An 18,548-nucleotide genomic window follows, 5' to 3' on the forward strand; every position below is an offset into this window, starting at 1 on the left:
TATAAGATATTTGAGTATATATTGATAATTGTTGGGAAAAATTTATGTGGCAAGCTTTAAGAAGGCTAATTGCGGCTAACCCTATGGGATTGTTTCTCTGGGGTATTATTAGCAAATGGTACTTAATGGTGGCAATTACATCATTAATCATACTATATTATGTAGCAAAGGGGCTTGACGATATAGGGTTTATAGATTATGTAACTAAAACTGTTTCAGAGGAGTTGGAACAGACAAAAGCAGCTGCTCAAAATTGTACTCCAAAACTCGGAGCTGACTGGAATCATCTGGTTAGATTTTGGGATTGTTTGGGCGACCCGGGAAAATATGAAGTTAGAGAGGGTACCGGTGAAAAACAATTGCAACAAAGCATGGATAAGCTTATACAAAACCAACCGGATGGGACAATACCGGAACCTGCTACTCCTGTAGTAAATCCTTATGACCCGGCTAAAAATACTACTACTGATAATAATAATTAGTAAACTATAAATATGTTTTTATCCTAACATATAAAAAAATATTAAATAAAATCTACTTCTACTTTTATGTCAAATACTGAAGATAATATAAATATATGGAAAGTATTTCAAGAATTGAATTTTATTTTGAGGGGTGAGCAAGCGCAGCTTATACTTAATAAGTGAGCATGCGAATCCCTGATAAAATGAAAGAGCAATTCTTGGAAGACGAATCAAATAAGCAGACACGTAGGGACTTTATGGTACTATCCGCTACCGGTATAGCAGCGGTTGGAGCAGTCTGTACTGCGTGGCCGTTAATTGATTCCTTAAATCCTTCTGCCGATGTGCTTGCTTTATCATCAATTGAAGTTGATTTATCTAACATTGCCGTGGGTCAAACCGTTACCGTGAAATGGCAAGGGAAACCTGTTTTTATTACTAATCGCACTCCTGATAAAATTACCGAAGCAAGGAATGTTAAATTGTCGGAGTTAATCGATCCCGAAGCGGATCAAGATAGAGTTAAAGCCGGGCATGATAATTGGCTAATAACAATCGGCATTTGTACGCATTTGGGATGTGTTCCTTTGGCTAATCAAGGTGAGTATGACGGCTGGTTTTGCCCGTGCCACGGTTCGCAATATGATTCTTCCGGTAGAGTCCGTAGAGGTCCTGCGCCTTTAAATTTAGCAATTCCGCCTTATAGCTTTATCAGCGATAAAAAAATCAGAATCGGATAATTATTTATGCACGAAAATAATACTCCGGAAAAATCTTCTGGCTCAATAATAGAATGGATTGACTATAGATTACCCGTTTTTTCCTTCTTAAAACATTTTAGTCAGTATCAAACTCCTAAAAATTTAAGTTATTTGTGGAATTTAGGCTCGATAGCCGGCATTGCGTTAGTAATTCAAATAATTACCGGTGTAGTTTTAGCTATGCACTATACGCCTCATGTCGATTACGCATTTGATAGCGTCGAGAAAATAATGCGTAACGTTAATTACGGCTGGCTAATACGTTATGCGCATGCGGTTGGGGCTTCGATGTTTTTCGCTGCCGTATATTTGCATATTTGCCGAGGGTTATATTACGGTTCCTACAAAGCGCCGTGTGAATTGCTTTGGCATATCGGTATTATTATTTTCCTAACCATGATGGCAACGGCTTTTATGGGCTATGTACTCCCTTGGGGACAAATGAGTTACTGGGGTGCAACGGTAATTACTAATTTATTTTCCGCCATTCCATTTGTCGGTAAATCTATAGTTACCTGGCTGTGGGGTGGATTTTCGGTTGATAACCCCACTCTTAATAGATTCTTTGCGCTGCATTATTTGCTGCCGTTTATTATTGTCGCTTTAGTGATGTTACATTTAGTTGCTCTGCACAGGCACGGCTCGAATAACCCGAAAGGTATCGATGTTAAAACGCTTAAAGATACTATTCCTTTTCATCCATATTATACTGTTAAGGATTTTGTCGGATTCGGCGTTTATTTTATAATATTTGCCTATTTTATCTTTTATCAGCCGAATTATCTAGGGCATCCCGATAATTATATACCGGCGAACCCGTTAGTAACGCCGGCACATATCGTCCCTGAATGGTATTTTTTACCCTTCTATGCAATATTGCGAGCCGTGCCGTCAAAGCTTGGCGGGGTATTGCTGATGTTTTCAAGTATATTTGTGTTATTTGTTCTACCTTGGCTTGATAGCTCAAAGGTAAGGAGTAGCAATTACAGACCTATCTATCGCGTTGCTTTCTGGATATTTATTGCAGATTGTTTACTACTCGGTTATTTAGGCGGTCAACCGGCAGAAGAGCCGTATATTACGTTAAGTCGTTTTGCCGCAAGCTATTATTTCTTCCATTTTTTAGTAGCATTACCGTTAATTAGCAAATACGAAAAGCCGTTGCCGCTGCCGGAGGATATATAAGTATTGTTACGTGGATAGGTAATTGTTTGTGGTGTCATTCTAGCTAAAGGTGGGGCTTTGCATGGCTCATAATTTACCGTATTATGGTTATTATAAGTACGATGTCATACCGTGGCTTGACCCACTAGTGTACGAACGTTTAAATAAAGAGGTAAAAATTCTGTCATTCCGTGGCTACGACCACGGAATCCAGCTTATAATATCATAAAAAGATTCTAAAATAAGTCTAATATGGCTTTATTTTCCTGGATGCCGTGATCAAGTCACGGCATGACACAGCCTTTTTTCAACGTTCGTACAGTAGTGGGCTTGACCATGGTATCCAGAAAAAATCTTAGTAAAAAGACTGGATGCCGTGGTCAAGCAACTAGATGACACCAAAATACTTTGCAAAAATTCGAGCCATACAACAACGCCCGCCGTTGCCGGAATGACATTTCGGACATTTTACCATCCATGCAACAATTCCGCATGGAAATGACATTGAGAGCATTATTATGAAAAATACAAACTGGACTGAACCCCAGAAAGTAACAGCCTCACATGCTTGGAGGAGATGGGCGGCGAGGATGCTGGATTATCTTATATATGATTTTATAATAGGTGTAATACTTGTAATTTTAAGTATTACAGGAAATTCTGATTCTTTTATAAAATATTCTGCTACAAAAATTTTAGAATTTTGGGGAAATACTATACCTGAAGGATATATTATTAGAGTGTATACTATTGGTATATTACTCGTTGTGGCTGGTATATTAATAAATTCGATATTTATATATTGTTTTGGTAATACCTTAGGTAAAAAAATATTTGGTATAAAAATAGTGAATTTAGATAATTCTGACTATAATTTTTCCTCGTTACTAAAAAGAGAACTGTTGGTATTTCAGAAAGGGCTATTTTATGGATTGCCTTTATTAGAAGAATTAGCTACTTATTTATCATATAAAGAACTTGTTAATACTAACTCTACTATATGGGATAAACAATTAAATTTTAAAATAATATATCGTACACAAAAATCATTCATTACTATTTGTACTGTACTGCCAATGGCATTATGTTTTGGGTGGGCATATTGGATTCTGTATGATAAATTTTTAATTCGTTTCTAAAATATATATATGCTTAATAAACTTCTCATTTCTATTTTTATACTACTAACTTCCAGCTTAACGCTAGGCAACGAAGCTTTGCCGCCGAAAAAGATGAATTGGCCGTTTGACGGGGTGTTCGGTAGTGTTGACCGTGAGGCAGCACAAAGGGGTTTTCAGGTTTATAAAGAAGTATGTAGCGTTTGCCACGGGCTATATAATTTATCTTACCGGAACTTGAAAGATATCGGTTTTTCCGAAGATGAAATAAAGGAAATAGCCAAAGGTTACACCGTTAAGGACGGTCCGAACGATGAGGGTGAAATGTTTGATAGACCGGCTTTGCCGGCTGATCATTTTGTACATCCCTATCCGAACGAGCAGGCGGCGAGAAGTGCGAATAACGGCGCCTATCCGCCTGATTTGTCATTGATTATTAAAGCCCGTCATGACGGAGCCGATTATTTATATTCTTTGCTTACCGGTTATGCCGATGCACCTGCCGGCTTTAAATTAATGGCGGGGCTAAGCTATAATCCGTATTTTGCCAATGATCAAATTGCTATGCCGCCGCCGCTTATAAACGGGCAGGTGACTTATATAGACGGCACGCCTGCAACTATTGAGCAAATGAGTAGAGACGTTGCCGTATTTTTGCAATGGGCAGCAGAGCCGGAAATGGAACACCGTAAATCGATGGGACTTAAAGTAATGATGTTTTTAGTAGTATTTACTATATTATTTTATATTGCTAAAAACCGCATCTGGTCAGATTTAAAATAAAATTTAATGGTTACATATCGCCGTTTTAGTGTCAATATTTTCATTATAATTGAGGCTATAAAAAACTGCCGGAAATTCATATTAATACTAGAAGATAATTCTTAATCTTAATTCGCATTTTTTGATACTATAAATTAATTTATTACTTGACTATTTCTATTATTTAGGTATCATGTCTACTCTAATGATGCTTAACTTCCATCATTGATAATACCAACTTTAAAAAATCTTGGTTTTTATGCCGGGAGTCCTCTATTTTTTATGCATGCATAAAAAGTAGAGGAGGTTGTTTATTCAATGACTGAAGTTAGCTCCCGGCACCATTTTTATCCGGTATTAATTTTTTGTAGATAAAGGAAAAACAAAAATTTAAATATTTATAGTAGATATAAACTCTTGAATTTTAAATAAAAATTAGTTTTTTTATTTTTTGATAATAATATTTCAGATTAACTGTAGATAGCGATAATAAAATAATTGAAAAAGCAAAAAGCATTATTGTAAGGCTTTAACCGAAATAATCCAGGAAACACCAAGAAATAAAAGTCATCCTGAAACAAGTGGCATTGTTGCATGGCTCTAAAAAAGTGTCGTATGTCATTCTAGCTAAAGGCCATAACTGTCCGAAGTTGAAAAATAAATAAAGAAACTGTTTGAGTTTTTCACTCTATTATATATCAAAATAGTAGTATTTTTAGCATTAACGGCAAAAAAAGTACTATTTAATAATCTTAATTTTTTAACTTCGGACAGTTATGGCTAAAGGCGAGAATCCAGAAAAGTATTTAAGCGAATTATATAGTAAATTTTTATATAAGTTTGTTTATTTTAAGTATTTTTTCTAGATTCCCGCCTTTAGCTAGAATGACATCGAAAATTCGAGCCATGCAACAACGCCTCCTAGCAATGACGGACTTTATAGACCTTTATCGCTTAAATAGATGTTTATTTATTACAGATTAAGCATATACATCATCTGTTTCTATATCAATTCCTTCAAGCGGTGAATCTTCCTTTAATGCTTCCATACTGCAACTAGTAAAGGGAGTGAAATTATTTTGTGTATTTGAGATTTCGTTAGTAGTTTCAGATAAATTTAAAATTAAATTCTGTAGGTTATTGCTAGTATAATTTTCTAACATATTGAAATTTGTCACAAATGCTTCTAATTCATTTTCACTAAGGTCTCCTAACTCATTAAAGTTTAAGACTAATTTTTCTAGTTCATCGTAAGTATAATTTTTTAATGCATTAAAAAATTTATCTATATTTTCTTTTAAAAGAGGGTTTTTTTCACAAAATGCTTCAGCATATTCTTGTATTATTGTTAAAACTTGTTCTTTATCAACTCCTTCCTCATCATCGCTAACGTCAATAATATTTGCGTTATCGGAAGTAATTTCAGAAAGGCTTTCTGTTGTATTAAGCCCTTGTTCCTTGTTAATATTATCAAGTAAATTATCACATAATTTTTGAATCGATTCGCTATTTTCTGCTATATATTTTTGTCCTACCGCTATCAAATTTTCTATATTTTTGGAATTTGCATTATCCAAGCTCTTAGTTTCTTTAGTAATAGGGATTGATATTTCAATAAATTCATCTTCTCCCGGTAAATCAACCTTAACTTCTGCCGTAGATAAATTTTCATTACCCTGCATGAGTCTGTCTACTAATTTACCTTTAATCAACCATCCTAGCACTCCGTCTAAACCAATTTTCGGTACTGACGTATTTACATTTATATCGTTATTAAAGTTAATAGAACAAATCATCGTATGATCTAGAATTTCTGCTTGTTCCGTTCTATTATGACCTTTTTTAAGTGTTTTTAAAGCTTCATAAGCCGGACGATTTGCTCCGAGTCCCCCATCCGCATAAGCATACATATCTCCTTCTTGCCGGTCTTTAGTATATTCCCTATTTGTAACGGGTTTAAAAAAAGTCGGTGCTGCCGTTGTTGCGAGTATTATGTCTTTTACTTTAACATGTGAACTATAATTATCATTACTATCAAAGATTGCGGCTTCTTTTTCTTTGGCATTTAAATCGGTTACCGGAATAATAAGACGAGAAGTAGTATCGCTTAACCTATCATTTTCTAAATATTCGTCTAATATTTTTTTTAAAGAAGCTTGACTATATTTATGTGTAAATATCTGTTTTAATGATCCTAAAAATACATTAGGAAAAATCTCGGAGGCACTGTTAGTAAATATTTCTAATGCGTCTTTTGCTGAATATTTGGCTTCTTTTGAACCTTCTTCTTTAGGAATAGTTAATAAGGCAGCTATTAATCCTCCAACACTGGTACCCGCAATAATAGGAAATAATTCGGATATAGATTTTCCTGTTCTTTCTTCAATTTCAACAAGTACTACTAATTCAGCTATGCCTTTTACTCCGCCTCCGGAAAGAGATAATATCCTATTAGTTTTTACAAAATCATGATCAAATGTAGGTTTAGAGTTATCATAACCTAACTTAGCATTAACAATTGTCGTCATAGTATCCTCGAATATATTTGTTGTGCATTACTATAAGAAAAGAAGTTAAATATTGCAAACTATATAATGGTACCCAAAAACTAGACAAGAAAATAGAGAAAAGTAGGTATAATATCTCCTAGGAAAAGGAGCAAAAAATGAAAAAACAAGTTAAAAAATATAGCGCAGAAGAAAAAGCAAAAATAGCAATTGAAGCAATATCTGGAGAAATGACTATAGCTCAAATTACCAGCAAATATGGTGTTCACGCTAATCAGATTTATAAATGGAAGAAAGAAGCTTTAGATTTTATGGTTTCTGGATTTAAATCGAAATCTAAACAACAAGATACCGGCCAAGAAGATTTAATTAAATCATTATTTGAGCAAATAGGCCAGTTAACAGTTGAAAGAGACTGGCTCAAAAAAAAATCTAGTATCTTTGGATTTAGAGGTTAGGAAAAAAATGATAAGTTATGCTTCAAAATTAACCATAGCAAGACAATGCGAACTTTTAGATTTAAACCGCTCAAGTTACTATTACCGAACTAGGAATACCTTAGATGATAAGGAGTATAGAGTACTGAACAGAATTGATGAGATTTTTACAGAGCATCCCTATTATGGTACTAGAAGAATGTCTCATGTCCTAAAATCGGAAGGGTTAAATGTTAGTCGTAAGATGATAAGAAAATATTATAAAATACTTGGTATTGAAGCAGTATACCCAAAAATTAATTTAAGCCGTAGGAATCAGGCTCATAAAGTATACCCATATCTATTAAATAATATAGAGGTGGTTTGCTCCAATCAAGTTTACTGTGCAGATATTACTTACATAAGATTAAAGCAAGGTTTTGTATATTTGGTTGCTATAATGGATTGGTATAGTCGTTATATTTTGAGTTGGCGGGTGTCGATTAGTTTAGAAAATGATTTTTGTATTGAAGCTCTAAATGAAGCAATATCTATACATGGCAAGCCTGACATTTTTAATACGGATCAGGGAGTACAGTTTACATCAAAAGATTTTACTCAAATACTTGAGCAACAAGGCATAGCTATTAGTATGGACGGCAAAGGCAGAGCCTTAGATAATGTATTTATTGAACGTTTTTGGAGATCTTTGAAACAAGAGAAGATTTATCGTTTTGATCTTGAAACGGTACGTGAAGCAAAGATAGCTATCAGAGATTATATAGAATTTTATAATAAGCAAAGACCTCATCAATCGCTTGAATATAAGACACCTAAAATGATACATTTTGCAGAAAAACTAGAAAATTACCAAGAGGCTATATGACATAGAAAATGCAAACTTTACTTTGAAAAACCAATACATTAATAAAGGAGAATTACACCTCTAAAATTTAAAAAATTTGTCTAGACAAAGGGTACCACCTCAATATTTTTTAAGTAAATTTTACTAAATAATAAATTTTACTTAATAATAGATAAAAAGACATTAAGTGTGGAGATTGTTGTTGTGTGGATACCCCAAACGTCATTGCAGGCGACTGGAAGCGTTGTTGTACAGCGTCATTCAGAAAGGGTGATACATACGGTGTAAATTGTAATGAAGTATTGACCCCTTATTGTAATGAAGTATTGCCCCCCCAATTCATTAGTTTTTAATTATAATATTTTCTAATTTACATCCTTACCTCCTCTAAAACTTTTGTTACCCGTTTCTATGATTTGGCAACGATGTGTTAACCTATCAATAATTGCTTTTGTTGCTTTAGGATTACCAAACATATCACCCCATTCTTCAAACCTCAGATGCGTAGTTATAATCAGTGAAGATTGTTCATATAATTTAGCAAACAGTTCAAACAATAAGAATCTAGATTCAGCTTTGATAGGTACATAACCTAATTCATCTACCACAATAAGGTTGAATCTCTTAACTGATTCCATAAATCTTACTTCATAGTTATGTACTCTAGCATTGAGTAACTGCGTAGCTAAGTCATTTAAAGTGTAAAACCTTACTCTATAACTCTTAGCAATCGCAGTAAATGCTAAACCAATTGCTAAATGAGTTTTAGCAGTCCCGGAACCTCCTATCAGCATTATATTTTCGTGATTGTCTACGATCTTCTGTATATCAATATTCTCAACTAATGTAGCTGCAGAAGTATCTGATAAGAGTTTTATAGTAGGGAACTTAGCTAACTCTAATCTATATTGTAGGGAACGTGATCTTTTATATTCATACTCTGCCTCAAATAGTCTTTTTAATGTTTCATATACGTTATTAGGAAGCGGCTGGTTTGTTAAATCCATACTCTCAGTTAACTGCATCTTAATTCCAGCTAAACCTAATTTATCTAATAATATTATTAAGTCTTTCATTTATTTTCTCCCCCTGTTAAATATAATTTACTGTAGATGCTACAATCAGCATCAGGAGGAGCTTTTAACTGAATAAACTCTGATTCATCAGTATTAAACTCATTAGACGGGTATAGATATTGCTCAACTAATTTAGCACTACATCCTCCAGTAGCAATTGTTAAACTACAGGCATTAGTTACCCTAGCTAATCCATGCTTATTAATAAGCTGTAAAATAGCTATAAATTGTTTATCACTATCTTTATGAACTTCTAACCTATTGCGTATCTTGCTCAGTACCTCAGCTAGTGAACTCAGCAACTCTTTAAATGGAGCTCCATTACGTAATGCTCCAGGCTTGCGTTCTAATGCTGTAATGTAATGCCATGGATTGTATATTTTCTGATAACGTTTAAAACAACGAACATGTTGCCCTATAATTTTGCTCTCATGTAAAATTATTATTTCCTATGCATAAGACTTTATTTGTACTGCAAGCCCTACATATTCACATACTACGCTATACATATTTGTGTCATAATGAACAAGGCTCGAAGGAGAGACTATTGTTGAATGTAATCTATATCCTGTAAATCCTCCTCTATATTCTATTAAATATTTCCTCTCTTCTTCATATACTTCTAAAATTGTCCTCTCTTTAAATTCAGGATGACGCTTTGTTTTTGACCATTCTAACGACATCTCTCTAAGCTGCTTATTGATAGATTCGTAACTCTCTCCTTTTATGTATCGGAATAAAAAAGTTACGTCTTGTATCTCCTACTTGTTTCTCTACTTGTCCCTTCTCCCAACCAGATGAAGGGCTACATATAATCGGTTCAAACAAATAATGCGAGGCCATTTGAGCAAACTTATCATTTAAGATACGATCTTTACCTATAAGTACTTTAAGCAACAAAAGCAATTATTGATAGGTTAACACATCGTTGCCAAATCATAGAAACGGGTAACAAAAGTTTTAGAGGAGGTAAGGATGTAAATTAGAAAATATTATAATTAAAAACTAATGAATTGGGGGGCAATACTTCATTACAATAAGGGGGCAATACTTCATTACAATTTACAGGCACACACACAAAATTTATGATTGACTCGATAATTTTTTTTATGATACTGTATTAATTTTTAGCCGGTGCATATTAAAAATCTGTATCATTTCTCGGCCAGTGTTGACATGATGGAGCTAGCTACTCCTTCCACAGTAGGACTTTCACCCACAAGATTAATTCACCTTTTCTTGACACACATACAAATTATATGACTGACTCGAAAATATTATATCTAACTTATCCTAGTAAATCCGTATCTTCTTCATTCTCTTCAGCACGAGGTACATAGCTACTATATGCAAGTCTGTGAGCATACTCAGTATCTACTTCTCTACTCTCCATCATAGCTTTTTGATTATTATATTTTACACCATTCTTCTTACGAATTAATAAATCCAATAATAATAAATTACCTTGCTTATCTAACAAATTATAATTTATTCCGTTAATTATAGTAGATTCTTCATCACCTATAGATATATCATCATTATTATCCTTTCCTATCTTCCACTCATCTTCTACATCTCGACGCCCCCTATGATAACCTGAAATATGCTTATTATCACTATGATATCCATCTCTATTATGATTTTCTCCATGATGATGTCTATGTTTGTTATGTTGTGAGGTGGTACCCTTTGTCTAGACAAATTTTTTAAATTTTAGAGGTGTAATTCTCCTTTATTAATGTATTGGTTTTTCAAAGTAAAGTTTGCATTTTCTATGTCATATAGCCTCTTGGTAATTTTCTAGTTTTTCTGCAAAATGTATCATTTTAGGTGTCTTATATTCAAGCGATTGATGAGGTCTTTGCTTATTATAAAATTCTATATAATCTCTGATAGCTATCTTTGCTTCACGTACCGTTTCAAGATCAAAACGATAAATCTTCTCTTGTTTCAAAGATCTCCAAAAACGTTCAATAAATACATTATCTAAGGCTCTGCCTTTGCCGTCCATACTAATAGCTATGCCTTGTTGCTCAAGTATTTGAGTAAAATCTTTTGATGTAAACTGTACTCCCTGATCCGTATTAAAAATGTCAGGCTTGCCATGTATAGATATTGCTTCATTTAGAGCTTCAATACAAAAATCATTTTCTAAACTAATCGACACCCGCCAACTCAAAATATAACGACTATACCAATCCATTATAGCAACCAAATATACAAAACCTTGCTTTAATCTTATGTAAGTAATATCTGCACAGTAAACTTGATTGGAGCAAACCACCTCTATATTATTTAATAGATATGGGTATACTTTATGAGCCTGATTCCTACGGCTTAAATTAATTTTTGGGTATACTGCTTCAATACCAAGTATTTTATAATATTTTCTTATCATCTTACGACTAACATTTAACCCTTCCGATTTTAGGACATGAGACATTCTTCTAGTACCATAATAGGGATGCTCTGTAAAAATCTCATCAATTCTGTTCAGTACTCTATACTCCTTATCATCTAAGGTATTCCTAGTTCGGTAATAGTAACTTGAGCGGTTTAAATCTAAAAGTTCGCATTGTCTTGCTATGGTTAATTTTGAAGCATAACTTATCATTTTTTTCCTAACCTCTAAATCCAAAGATACTAGATTTTTTTTTGAGCCAGTCTCTTTCAACTGTTAACTGGCCTATTTGCTCAAATAATGATTTAATTAAATCTTCTTGGCCGGTATCTTGTTGTTTAGATTTCGATTTAAATCCAGAAACCATAAAATCTAAAGCTTCTTTCTTCCATTTATAAATCTGATTAGCGTGAACACCATATTTGCTGGTAATTTGAGCTATAGTCATTTCTCCAGATATTGCTTCAATTGCTATTTTTGCTTTTTCTTCTGCGCTATATTTTTTAACTTGTTTTTTCATTTTTTGCTCCTTTTCCTAGGAGATATTATACCTACTTTTCTCTATTTTCTTGTCTAGTTTTTGGGTACCATTATATAGTTCTGAACTTACTTTAGAACAAGCCGGAATAAGTATAGATGATGCTAGGCTTTTACTGTCAAATATTTTTTTATTGCACGATAAGGAGTATAATAGGCAAAGCCAAGAACAATTAAGAAAGCTGCTGAAAGATAATTTTAATGAAATAAATTCTTATGAAATAGATGAAAAAATAAATGAGCAAACAGCCGAATTTATATTAAAGAGTGATTCTTCGCCTTTAAACAATATAGACAAAAATTTGTATGAAGAAATACTACCATATAGCACGTTACTTTCTAAAATGTTTGCCATAGATGAGGTAGTTTTAGCCAATAAACTAGCAACCTATTTTTCAAACATGAAAGAAGTAAAAAAATATTTAGAAAAAGTAAATTATACAAATTCTGAAACTATTTTATGGAGTTTTCAAGACGAGCAAAAGCCGAATTTTCTAAGCAATGTTAAACCTACTATCGCTATAAGCTATAATGCAGAAATTGGAGGAGCTACTGCAAATGAAGTAAAACAGCGTATAACAGAACAAGGGGGTAATATTATATCTGTAGATTATAGAAAAATTACCCCATTAAATACTATAGATCAACCATTAGAAAAAATTCTAGCAACCGCTAAAGCACAGGCAAAAAAATTCCTTCAGAATGTAGACGGTTTAATAATCCCAGGTAATAGTGCTGCGGTTTATCATGAATTATTTGATAGTAATAAAGATTTTGGTAAAACTGATAAGGAACGTTCAATAGCAGAAATTACACTGCTAGATACAGCTTTACAAAAAGGTATACCGGTGGTTGGAATATGCGGGGGACATCAGCTTATAAATGTATATTTTGGCGGTAAATTAGCTAATACTCATAGTAATGGCTTGGGTTATTCTAATGTTATTATTGATAAAGATTCTGAATTAGCCCGTATTATTGCAGGTAAAAATAGCGATACTTTAACTCATCATAATTTTTGGGCTTCACATAAGCAAGTAGTAAGTAAAATCGGTGATTCAGAGTTTCTACATCCAACAGCATTCGCAAAGGATAAAATAGTAGCAACGGAATCAAAGTTTGGAGTTCCAATTAAGACTTTTCAATTCCATCCCGAAGTACAAGCCGGGCAAACTGAAGCAGAATTAGAAAGAAATAATGAAATATTTAGTGTTATTGTTAAAACATTTAATAATTATAAACTAAAAAAAATAAATTTAAATAATATATCAAAAATTGAAGATAATACCCCTAAAGACGAAATATCAGTCAAAAAACTACAAAATTTCAGCGATCTTATAAAAGACATTGCTTCTATCAATGCAGCTTTTACTAGCAAATATTCTACTATTGAAGAAGTAGAAGCAAATAGTAAATTGCTACAACAAACTATAATTAGTAATAGCATTAAGCGTGATTTATGTACGTCCGAAATAGGGTTGCTTAATATGGGCATGACTGTCGAGCAATTTTCACTTTTTACAAAAATGGATGCAATTCGGCAAAAATTTCTTACTGAAAATAATTTTAGCATCAAAAAATTAATCGGAATCGGTATTTCTGCAGTGCAATTCTTTAATATGGATTTTGATCAGCAAAAATTTCTTATTGAAAATAATTCAAAAATAAAAAGGTTAGTCAAAACCGATATTTCTATAGGGCAATTCCTTAATATGGATTTTAATCGACAAAAATTATTTGTTGAAAATAATTCAAAAATAAAAAAGTTAATCGAAATTGGTATTTCTATAGAGCAATTTCTTAATATGGATTTTAATCGGCAAAAATTATTTATTGAAAATAATAATGACATAAAAATGTTAATCGAAGCCAATATTTCTATAGAGCAATTACTTGCTATGGATTTTGATCAACAAAAACTTCTTGTTGAAAATAATTCTGGCATAAAAAAATTCATCGGAACTAGTATTTTACTTGCTATGGATGAAACTCAGCAAGAATTTCTTATTGAAAATAACTCTAGCATAAAAATGTTAATCGGAGCTAATATTTCTATAGAGCAATTCCTTAATATGAATTTTGATCAGCAAAAATTTCTCATTGAAAAATGCCATCAAGTGGCAATCTTAGTTAAAAACGGTATTTCTATAGGGCAATTATTTGCTATGGATGCAACTCAACAAAAATTCCTTATTGAAAAATGTTATCAGGTGGCAATCTTAGTTAAAAACGGTATTTCTATAGAGCAATTATTTGCTATGGATGCAACTCAACAAAAATTCCTTATTGAAAATAGTTTTGGCATAAAAAAGTTAATTGAAGCTGATATTTTTATTTCTATAGAGCAATTACTTGCTATGAATGCAACTCAACAAAAATTTCTTATTGAAAATAGTTTTGGTATAAAAAAGTTAATCGAAATCGGTCTTCCTATAGAGCGATTACTTGCTGTGGATGTAACTAAGCAAAAATTTCTTATTGAAAAGATCCCTAATATAGAAAGGTTAGTTAAAGCCGGTATTTCTATGAAAAAATTTTTTGCTATGAAGTTTGATCAGCAAAAACTATTTATTGAAAAGATTGGTGAAGTAGTATATTTAGCTGGACATGGAGTTTATATCGAAAAATTAGCTACTATAAATCAGCAAAACTTATTTATAGAAAAATTCCTTCAAGTACAAAAGTTAGCTGTGTTTGGCTCTTCTGTTATAGAACTGTTAATTAATATGGATTTTAATCGGCAAAAATTATTTATTGAAAATAATGATGACATAAAAATGTTAATCGAAGCCGGTGTAGATGCAGGAAACTTATTTGCTATGGAAGAATCTCAGCAAAAATTCTTTATTAAACATTGTTATCACGTGAAAAACTTAATTAAAATTGGCTTTTCTATACCGGAATTATTTAATCTGCCTGAAACTCAGCAAAGGTTACTTATCGAAAAATCCTACCAGGTAAAAAATTTAGTTGAATCTAGTATTCCTATAGCAAAATTCCTTATGATAGTAAAAGCGGGTATTCCAATAGAAGAGTTACTTAATATGGATACGGATCAGCAAAAATTCTTTTTAGATGAAGTTGACCACTCTACACAACAATTAGATATTCAGCATTATGAGTTAGCTGTAGATATGACAGGTTTAACCCCTGAACTTATGACTCCTGCCGGATAAAAAAGAATAAAATTACTATCGGTTTTTTTTAGAGTTCGAACTAGGGATTTACTTTAAAGCAGTAATACAGCGTCATTCAGAAAACTTGATACAAGCGAATTTTCTGGATTCGCCTGTGCTCACATACTCTAAATACGGTAGCTTAGCTCTTCCTTAAATTCATCTTGTCTGAATATTTCTGAATTTAGCTGTATTTTACTTTTTATAACAAACTTTCGTTGATACTTACTCTCGTGTTGCTATTTGCAAGCTTTATACCGACAAAACTTCAATTACTTCATTGGAGTTATTATCATTAAAGCTTTTCTAAAAGAGATACAAGCCGATATAATCCTATCGCCTCAACTTCCTTATTTATTGAATATTGATCGCCGTCCGAATAAACTACAAATGATTTATCAGGTTTTAAATCCGCTTAAAGTGTTTTATTTCTACAGATTGCATAAAGTATAAGAATGGTGTAGAATGTGGAATAGAATATGTAAGAAATAGGGTAAGAGTCTATCAGTAAATAAGTGTTAACAAATCAGTTTATTAAGCATTAACCGAATCATAGCAATATAAATCTGATTAGTAGCAGATTTGACAGTATGAGGTGGTACCCTTTGTCTAGACAAATTTTTTAAATTTTAGAGGTGTAATTCTCCTTTATTAATGTATTGGTTTTTCAAAGTAAAGTTTGCATTTTCTATGTCATATAGCCTCTTGGTAATTTTCTAGTTTTTCTGCAAAATGTATCATTTTAGGTGTCTTATATTCAAGCGATTGATGAGGTCTTTGCTTATTATAAAATTCTATATAATCTCTGATAGCTATCTTTGCTTCACGTACCGTTTCAAGATCAAAACGATAAATCTTCTCTTGTTTCAAAGATCTCCAAAAACGTTCAATAAATACATTATCTAAGGCTCTGCCTTTGCCGTCCATACTAATAGCTATGCCTTGTTGCTCAAGTATTTGAGTAAAATCTTTTGATGTAAACTGTACTCCCTGATCCGTATTAAAAATGTCAGGCTTGCCATGTATAGATATTGCTTCATTTAGAGCTTCAATACAAAAATCATTTTCTAAACTAATCGACACCCGCCAACTCAAAATATAACGACTATACCAATCCATTATAGCAACCAAATATACAAAACCTTGCTTTAATCTTATGTAAGTAATATCTGCACAGTAAACTTGATTGGAGCAAACCACCTCTATATTATTTAATAGATATGGGTATACTTTATGAGCCTGATTCCTACGGCTTAAATTAATTTTTGGGTATACTGCTTCAATACCAAGTATTTTATAATATTTTCTTATCATCTTACGACTAACATTTAACCCTTCCGATTTTAGGACATGAGACATTCTTCTAGTACCATAATAGGGATGCTCTGTAAAAATCTCATCAATTCTGTTCAGTACTCTATACTCCTTATCATCTAAGGTATTCCTAGCTCGGTAATAGTAACTTGAGCGGTTTAAATCTAAAAGTTCGCATTGTCTTGCTATGGTTAATTTTGAAGCATAACTTATCATTTTTTTCCTAACCTCTAAATCCAAAGATACTAGATTTTTTTTTGAGCCAGTCTCTTTCAACTGTTAACTGGCCTATTTGCTCAAATAATGATTTAATTAAATCTTCTTGGCCGGTATCTTGTTGTTTAGATTTCGATTTAAATCCAGAAACCATAAAATCTAAAGCTTCTTTCTTCCATTTATAAATCTGATTAGCGTGAACACCATATTTGCTGGTAATTTGAGCTATAGTCATTTCTCCAGATATTGCTTCAATTGCTATTTTTGCTTTTTCTTCTGCGCTATATTTTTTAACTTGTTTTTTCATTTTTTGCTCCTTTTCCTAGGAGATATTATACCTACTTTTCTCTATTTTCTTGTCTAGTTTTTGGGTACCATTATACTAATAAATATCCTACTACTATGCTACTTATATTTTAACAATTGTTGAAATATAAGTAGTAGATGAAGATTCACATGGTAAGAAAGCAGTCATCTTATCCATAGAAACCTATGAAGAAATTAAAGAAAAATTAGAAGAGTTAGAAGATATTAATGCTTATACCAAGGTAAAAGGTGAGTTACAAGAGAGTTAGCATAATGCTTGTTAAAAAAAGTTGGAGCAGGGCACAAATATCATATAAACCGGCTACAAATAAAAGTTCTATAATCTACCTTACGGAGGATTATCGCTAGCTCTTCTTTAGGTTTCTATGCCTCTCTTAATTTTTTCTTTATTCGTGTTTTGTATATTCTTTCCTTTAAATTATGCTTCTCTCTGTTTTTTTTAAGCTATTCAAAATTTACATAAATTTTGAGATAGAATTGACAATTTAATCAGCCGTGTAAATCCAACGCATTACCTCATAATTGCCGTCATTAGCTATTTTAGCAATAGCTAAATTTAGCTAGTTTGTATTGACTTCATTATAATGGTACATACCTTTATCTTGTATTGAGCTGGCAAGTTCTTCCATTTTTTTTGCTAAATTTAAGTTTAGAGTGTATAATTAATAGACGACGCTATAGTTATACTCAATAATAAAAAGGTTAAATTTATGCAAGGTAATAAATTGCCTAGAATGAGAATTGGTACTGACGATTTTAAGACCTTATTATTAAACAGTGATATATTTGTTGATAAGAGCTTAATGATCAAAGAACTGTTGGAAGACAGTGGAGAGGTAATTTTAATTACAAGACCAAGACGCTGGGGCAAAAGCTTAAATATGAATATGCTTCAGAAGTTTTTTGAAGTTGAAATAGATGAGGTTGGTACTGTTTTATCTGAAGAAATTAAGGTAAATCATAAGCTTTTTATTGGTGGAGAAGTCGATTTAGGATTTGGTGAATATAAAGATTTAAAACCTTTAAAAATTGCTACTATTGCAAGTGCAATGAATCGCCAAGGACAATTTCCTGTGATACTACTTAATTTAAAAGATGTTAAAGGAAGTAGTTATAAGGAGATTGAAAAAGGTGTAGAGAAACAAGTAGTAAAGTTGTTTATCAATCATCGTTATTTAAAAAAATATTATGTGGTAAGCGATAATGATTTATTAGATGGTATACAAAAAAAACAATTAGAAAGATATTATACAGGAGAGTTTACACTAGAAGATATAAAAGATGCTTTACGCTTTTTAAGTGAGTTGCTATTTAAACATTTTAATCAAAAAGTATATATTCTTATTGATGAGTATGATACGCCAATTAATGGTGCGTATATAAAGTTAGGAGCTAATTTAAAAGAATTTGAAAAGGTATTAGAGCTATTTCGAGGAATGCTTGG

The 18,548-nt window shown here is 32.3% G+C and carries 22 protein-coding genes; 13 read left to right on the forward strand and 9 right to left on the reverse strand.

Features of this window, described 5'->3' with window-relative positions:
- The first annotated feature begins 44 nt into the window (after window positions 1-44).
- The 8 genes from AAHM91_RS01250 (at window position 45) to AAHM91_RS01285 (ending at window position 5,253) form a co-directional block, all read left to right on the forward strand.
- Window positions 45-482, forward strand: a complete 438-nt coding sequence (locus tag AAHM91_RS01250; protein WP_342269606.1) for a DUF2670 domain-containing protein — start codon at window positions 45-47, stop codon at window positions 480-482.
- A 185-nt stretch (window positions 483-667) separates the two neighbouring features.
- Window positions 668-1,204: a ubiquinol-cytochrome c reductase iron-sulfur subunit gene (gene petA / locus AAHM91_RS01255; protein ID WP_341794175.1), complete on the forward strand. Its 537-nt coding sequence runs from the start codon at window positions 668-670 to the stop codon at window positions 1,202-1,204.
- A 6-nt stretch (window positions 1,205-1,210) separates the two neighbouring features.
- Window positions 1,211-2,410 (forward strand): cytochrome b, encoded by a 1,200-nt coding sequence (locus tag AAHM91_RS01260; protein ID WP_342269607.1) that lies wholly within the window; start codon window positions 1,211-1,213, stop codon window positions 2,408-2,410.
- Window positions 2,411-2,471: 61 nt separating this feature from the next.
- Window positions 2,472-2,618 (forward strand): hypothetical protein, encoded by a 147-nt coding sequence (locus AAHM91_RS01265; protein WP_342269555.1) that lies wholly within the window; start codon window positions 2,472-2,474, stop codon window positions 2,616-2,618.
- A 147-nt stretch (window positions 2,619-2,765) separates the two neighbouring features.
- Window positions 2,766-2,891, forward strand: a complete 126-nt coding sequence (locus AAHM91_RS01270; RefSeq protein WP_342269608.1) for a hypothetical protein — start codon at window positions 2,766-2,768, stop codon at window positions 2,889-2,891.
- Window positions 2,892-2,907: 16 nt separating this feature from the next.
- Window positions 2,908-3,528 (forward strand): RDD family protein, encoded by a 621-nt coding sequence (locus AAHM91_RS01275; protein ID WP_342269609.1) that lies wholly within the window; start codon window positions 2,908-2,910, stop codon window positions 3,526-3,528.
- A 9-nt stretch (window positions 3,529-3,537) separates the two neighbouring features.
- Entirely contained in the window at window positions 3,538-4,290 is a 753-nt protein-coding gene (locus AAHM91_RS01280; protein WP_342269610.1) for a cytochrome c1, read from the forward strand.
- Between the two features lie 819 nt (window positions 4,291-5,109).
- Window positions 5,110-5,253 (forward strand): hypothetical protein, encoded by a 144-nt coding sequence (locus tag AAHM91_RS01285; RefSeq protein ID WP_342269611.1) that lies wholly within the window; start codon window positions 5,110-5,112, stop codon window positions 5,251-5,253.
- On the opposite strand, the gene AAHM91_RS01290 is transcribed toward AAHM91_RS01285, so the two are convergent.
- Complete coding sequence (locus AAHM91_RS01290; protein ID WP_342269612.1) at window positions 5,250-6,797, reverse strand: patatin-like phospholipase family protein; 1,548 nt, start codon at window positions 6,795-6,797, stop codon at window positions 5,250-5,252. The two genes, AAHM91_RS01285 and AAHM91_RS01290, sit on opposite strands and share 4 nt — an antisense overlap.
- A gap of 137 nt (window positions 6,798-6,934) precedes the next feature.
- Here AAHM91_RS01290 and AAHM91_RS01295 point away from each other — a divergent pair, with 137 nt between their 5' ends.
- The 3 genes from AAHM91_RS01295 (at window position 6,935) to AAHM91_RS01305 (ending at window position 8,410) form a co-directional block, all read left to right on the forward strand.
- Window positions 6,935-7,234, forward strand: a complete 300-nt coding sequence (locus tag AAHM91_RS01295; RefSeq protein ID WP_045812944.1) for a transposase — start codon at window positions 6,935-6,937, stop codon at window positions 7,232-7,234.
- Between the two features lie 7 nt (window positions 7,235-7,241).
- Window positions 7,242-8,078, forward strand: a complete 837-nt coding sequence (locus AAHM91_RS01300) for an IS3 family transposase (protein ID WP_342269450.1) — start codon at window positions 7,242-7,244, stop codon at window positions 8,076-8,078.
- Window positions 8,079-8,263: 185 nt separating this feature from the next.
- Window positions 8,264-8,410, forward strand: coding sequence for a hypothetical protein (locus tag AAHM91_RS01305; RefSeq protein WP_342269613.1), 147 nt, complete (start codon window positions 8,264-8,266; stop codon window positions 8,408-8,410).
- Between the two features lie 12 nt (window positions 8,411-8,422).
- Here the strand turns inward: AAHM91_RS01305 and AAHM91_RS01310 are convergent, their stop codons facing one another.
- From AAHM91_RS01310 to AAHM91_RS01335, 6 genes are all read right to left on the reverse strand, one after another.
- Window positions 8,423-9,133 carry an ATP-binding protein gene (locus AAHM91_RS01310; RefSeq protein ID WP_342269614.1) on the reverse strand — a complete coding sequence of 237 codons (711 nt, stop codon included), beginning with the start codon at window positions 9,131-9,133 and terminating at the stop codon, window positions 8,423-8,425.
- Window positions 9,130-9,435, reverse strand: a complete 306-nt coding sequence (locus AAHM91_RS01315; protein ID WP_342269615.1) for a hypothetical protein — start codon at window positions 9,433-9,435, stop codon at window positions 9,130-9,132. The genes AAHM91_RS01310 and AAHM91_RS01315 overlap by 4 nt, the downstream gene beginning before the upstream one ends.
- 147 nt (window positions 9,436-9,582) lie before the next feature.
- Complete coding sequence (locus AAHM91_RS01320; RefSeq protein ID WP_342269616.1) at window positions 9,583-9,816, reverse strand: hypothetical protein; 234 nt, start codon at window positions 9,814-9,816, stop codon at window positions 9,583-9,585.
- A 605-nt stretch (window positions 9,817-10,421) separates the two neighbouring features.
- A complete protein-coding gene (locus AAHM91_RS01325) occupies window positions 10,422-10,613 on the reverse strand; it encodes a hypothetical protein (RefSeq protein ID WP_342269617.1) in 192 nt (63 codons plus the stop codon).
- A gap of 297 nt (window positions 10,614-10,910) precedes the next feature.
- Window positions 10,911-11,747: an IS3 family transposase gene (locus AAHM91_RS01330; RefSeq protein WP_342269450.1), complete on the reverse strand. Its 837-nt coding sequence runs from the start codon at window positions 11,745-11,747 to the stop codon at window positions 10,911-10,913.
- A gap of 7 nt (window positions 11,748-11,754) precedes the next feature.
- Window positions 11,755-12,054: a transposase gene (locus AAHM91_RS01335; RefSeq protein WP_045812944.1), complete on the reverse strand. Its 300-nt coding sequence runs from the start codon at window positions 12,052-12,054 to the stop codon at window positions 11,755-11,757.
- A gap of 49 nt (window positions 12,055-12,103) precedes the next feature.
- On the opposite strand from AAHM91_RS01335, the gene AAHM91_RS01340 reads away from it, so the two are divergent.
- On the forward strand, window positions 12,104-15,247 hold the full coding sequence (locus tag AAHM91_RS01340; protein WP_342269618.1) for a gamma-glutamyl-gamma-aminobutyrate hydrolase family protein: 3,144 nt from the start codon (window positions 12,104-12,106) through the stop codon (window positions 15,245-15,247).
- A 693-nt stretch (window positions 15,248-15,940) separates the two neighbouring features.
- Here AAHM91_RS01340 and AAHM91_RS01345 read toward each other — a convergent pair.
- Window positions 15,941-16,777 (reverse strand): IS3 family transposase, encoded by an 837-nt coding sequence (locus AAHM91_RS01345; RefSeq protein ID WP_342269489.1) that lies wholly within the window; start codon window positions 16,775-16,777, stop codon window positions 15,941-15,943.
- Between the two features lie 7 nt (window positions 16,778-16,784).
- On the reverse strand, window positions 16,785-17,084 hold the full coding sequence (locus AAHM91_RS01350; RefSeq protein ID WP_045812944.1) for a transposase: 300 nt from the start codon (window positions 17,082-17,084) through the stop codon (window positions 16,785-16,787).
- Between the two features lie 730 nt (window positions 17,085-17,814).
- Here AAHM91_RS01350 and AAHM91_RS01355 point away from each other — a divergent pair.
- Window positions 17,815-18,548 (forward strand): AAA family ATPase (locus tag AAHM91_RS01355; RefSeq protein ID WP_342269619.1); only part of this gene is annotated, 734 nt, incomplete at its 3' end.

This window comes from Rickettsia endosymbiont of Orchestes rusci, from assembly GCF_964030945.1.
In the GTDB taxonomy this organism is placed as follows: domain Bacteria; phylum Pseudomonadota; class Alphaproteobacteria; order Rickettsiales; family Rickettsiaceae; genus Rickettsia.

What these genes read in the sequence shown, in the direction of transcription:
- AAHM91_RS01335 (WP_045812944.1), bottom strand. Translation starts at nt 12,054, where the DNA reads ATGAAAAAACAAGTTAAAAAATATAGCGCAGAAGAAAAAGCAAAAATA.
- AAHM91_RS01300 (WP_342269450.1), top strand. Translation starts at nt 7,242, where the DNA reads ATGATAAGTTATGCTTCAAAATTAACCATAGCAAGACAATGCGAACTT.
- AAHM91_RS01250 (WP_342269606.1), top strand. Translation starts at nt 45, where the DNA reads ATGTGGCAAGCTTTAAGAAGGCTAATTGCGGCTAACCCTATGGGATTG.
- petA (WP_341794175.1), top strand. Translation starts at nt 668, where the DNA reads ATGAAAGAGCAATTCTTGGAAGACGAATCAAATAAGCAGACACGTAGG.
- AAHM91_RS01260 (WP_342269607.1), top strand. Translation starts at nt 1,211, where the DNA reads ATGCACGAAAATAATACTCCGGAAAAATCTTCTGGCTCAATAATAGAA.
- AAHM91_RS01265 (WP_342269555.1), top strand. Translation starts at nt 2,472, where the DNA reads ATGGCTCATAATTTACCGTATTATGGTTATTATAAGTACGATGTCATA.
- AAHM91_RS01320 (WP_342269616.1), bottom strand. Translation starts at nt 9,816, where the DNA reads ATGTCGTTAGAATGGTCAAAAACAAAGCGTCATCCTGAATTTAAAGAG.
- AAHM91_RS01310 (WP_342269614.1), bottom strand. Translation starts at nt 9,133, where the DNA reads ATGAAAGACTTAATAATATTATTAGATAAATTAGGTTTAGCTGGAATT.
- AAHM91_RS01295 (WP_045812944.1), top strand. Translation starts at nt 6,935, where the DNA reads ATGAAAAAACAAGTTAAAAAATATAGCGCAGAAGAAAAAGCAAAAATA.
- AAHM91_RS01280 (WP_342269610.1), top strand. Translation starts at nt 3,538, where the DNA reads ATGCTTAATAAACTTCTCATTTCTATTTTTATACTACTAACTTCCAGC.
- AAHM91_RS01345 (WP_342269489.1), bottom strand. Translation starts at nt 16,777, where the DNA reads ATGATAAGTTATGCTTCAAAATTAACCATAGCAAGACAATGCGAACTT.
- AAHM91_RS01275 (WP_342269609.1), top strand. Translation starts at nt 2,908, where the DNA reads ATGAAAAATACAAACTGGACTGAACCCCAGAAAGTAACAGCCTCACAT.
- AAHM91_RS01290 (WP_342269612.1), bottom strand. Translation starts at nt 6,797, where the DNA reads ATGACGACAATTGTTAATGCTAAGTTAGGTTATGATAACTCTAAACCT.
- AAHM91_RS01350 (WP_045812944.1), bottom strand. Translation starts at nt 17,084, where the DNA reads ATGAAAAAACAAGTTAAAAAATATAGCGCAGAAGAAAAAGCAAAAATA.
- AAHM91_RS01330 (WP_342269450.1), bottom strand. Translation starts at nt 11,747, where the DNA reads ATGATAAGTTATGCTTCAAAATTAACCATAGCAAGACAATGCGAACTT.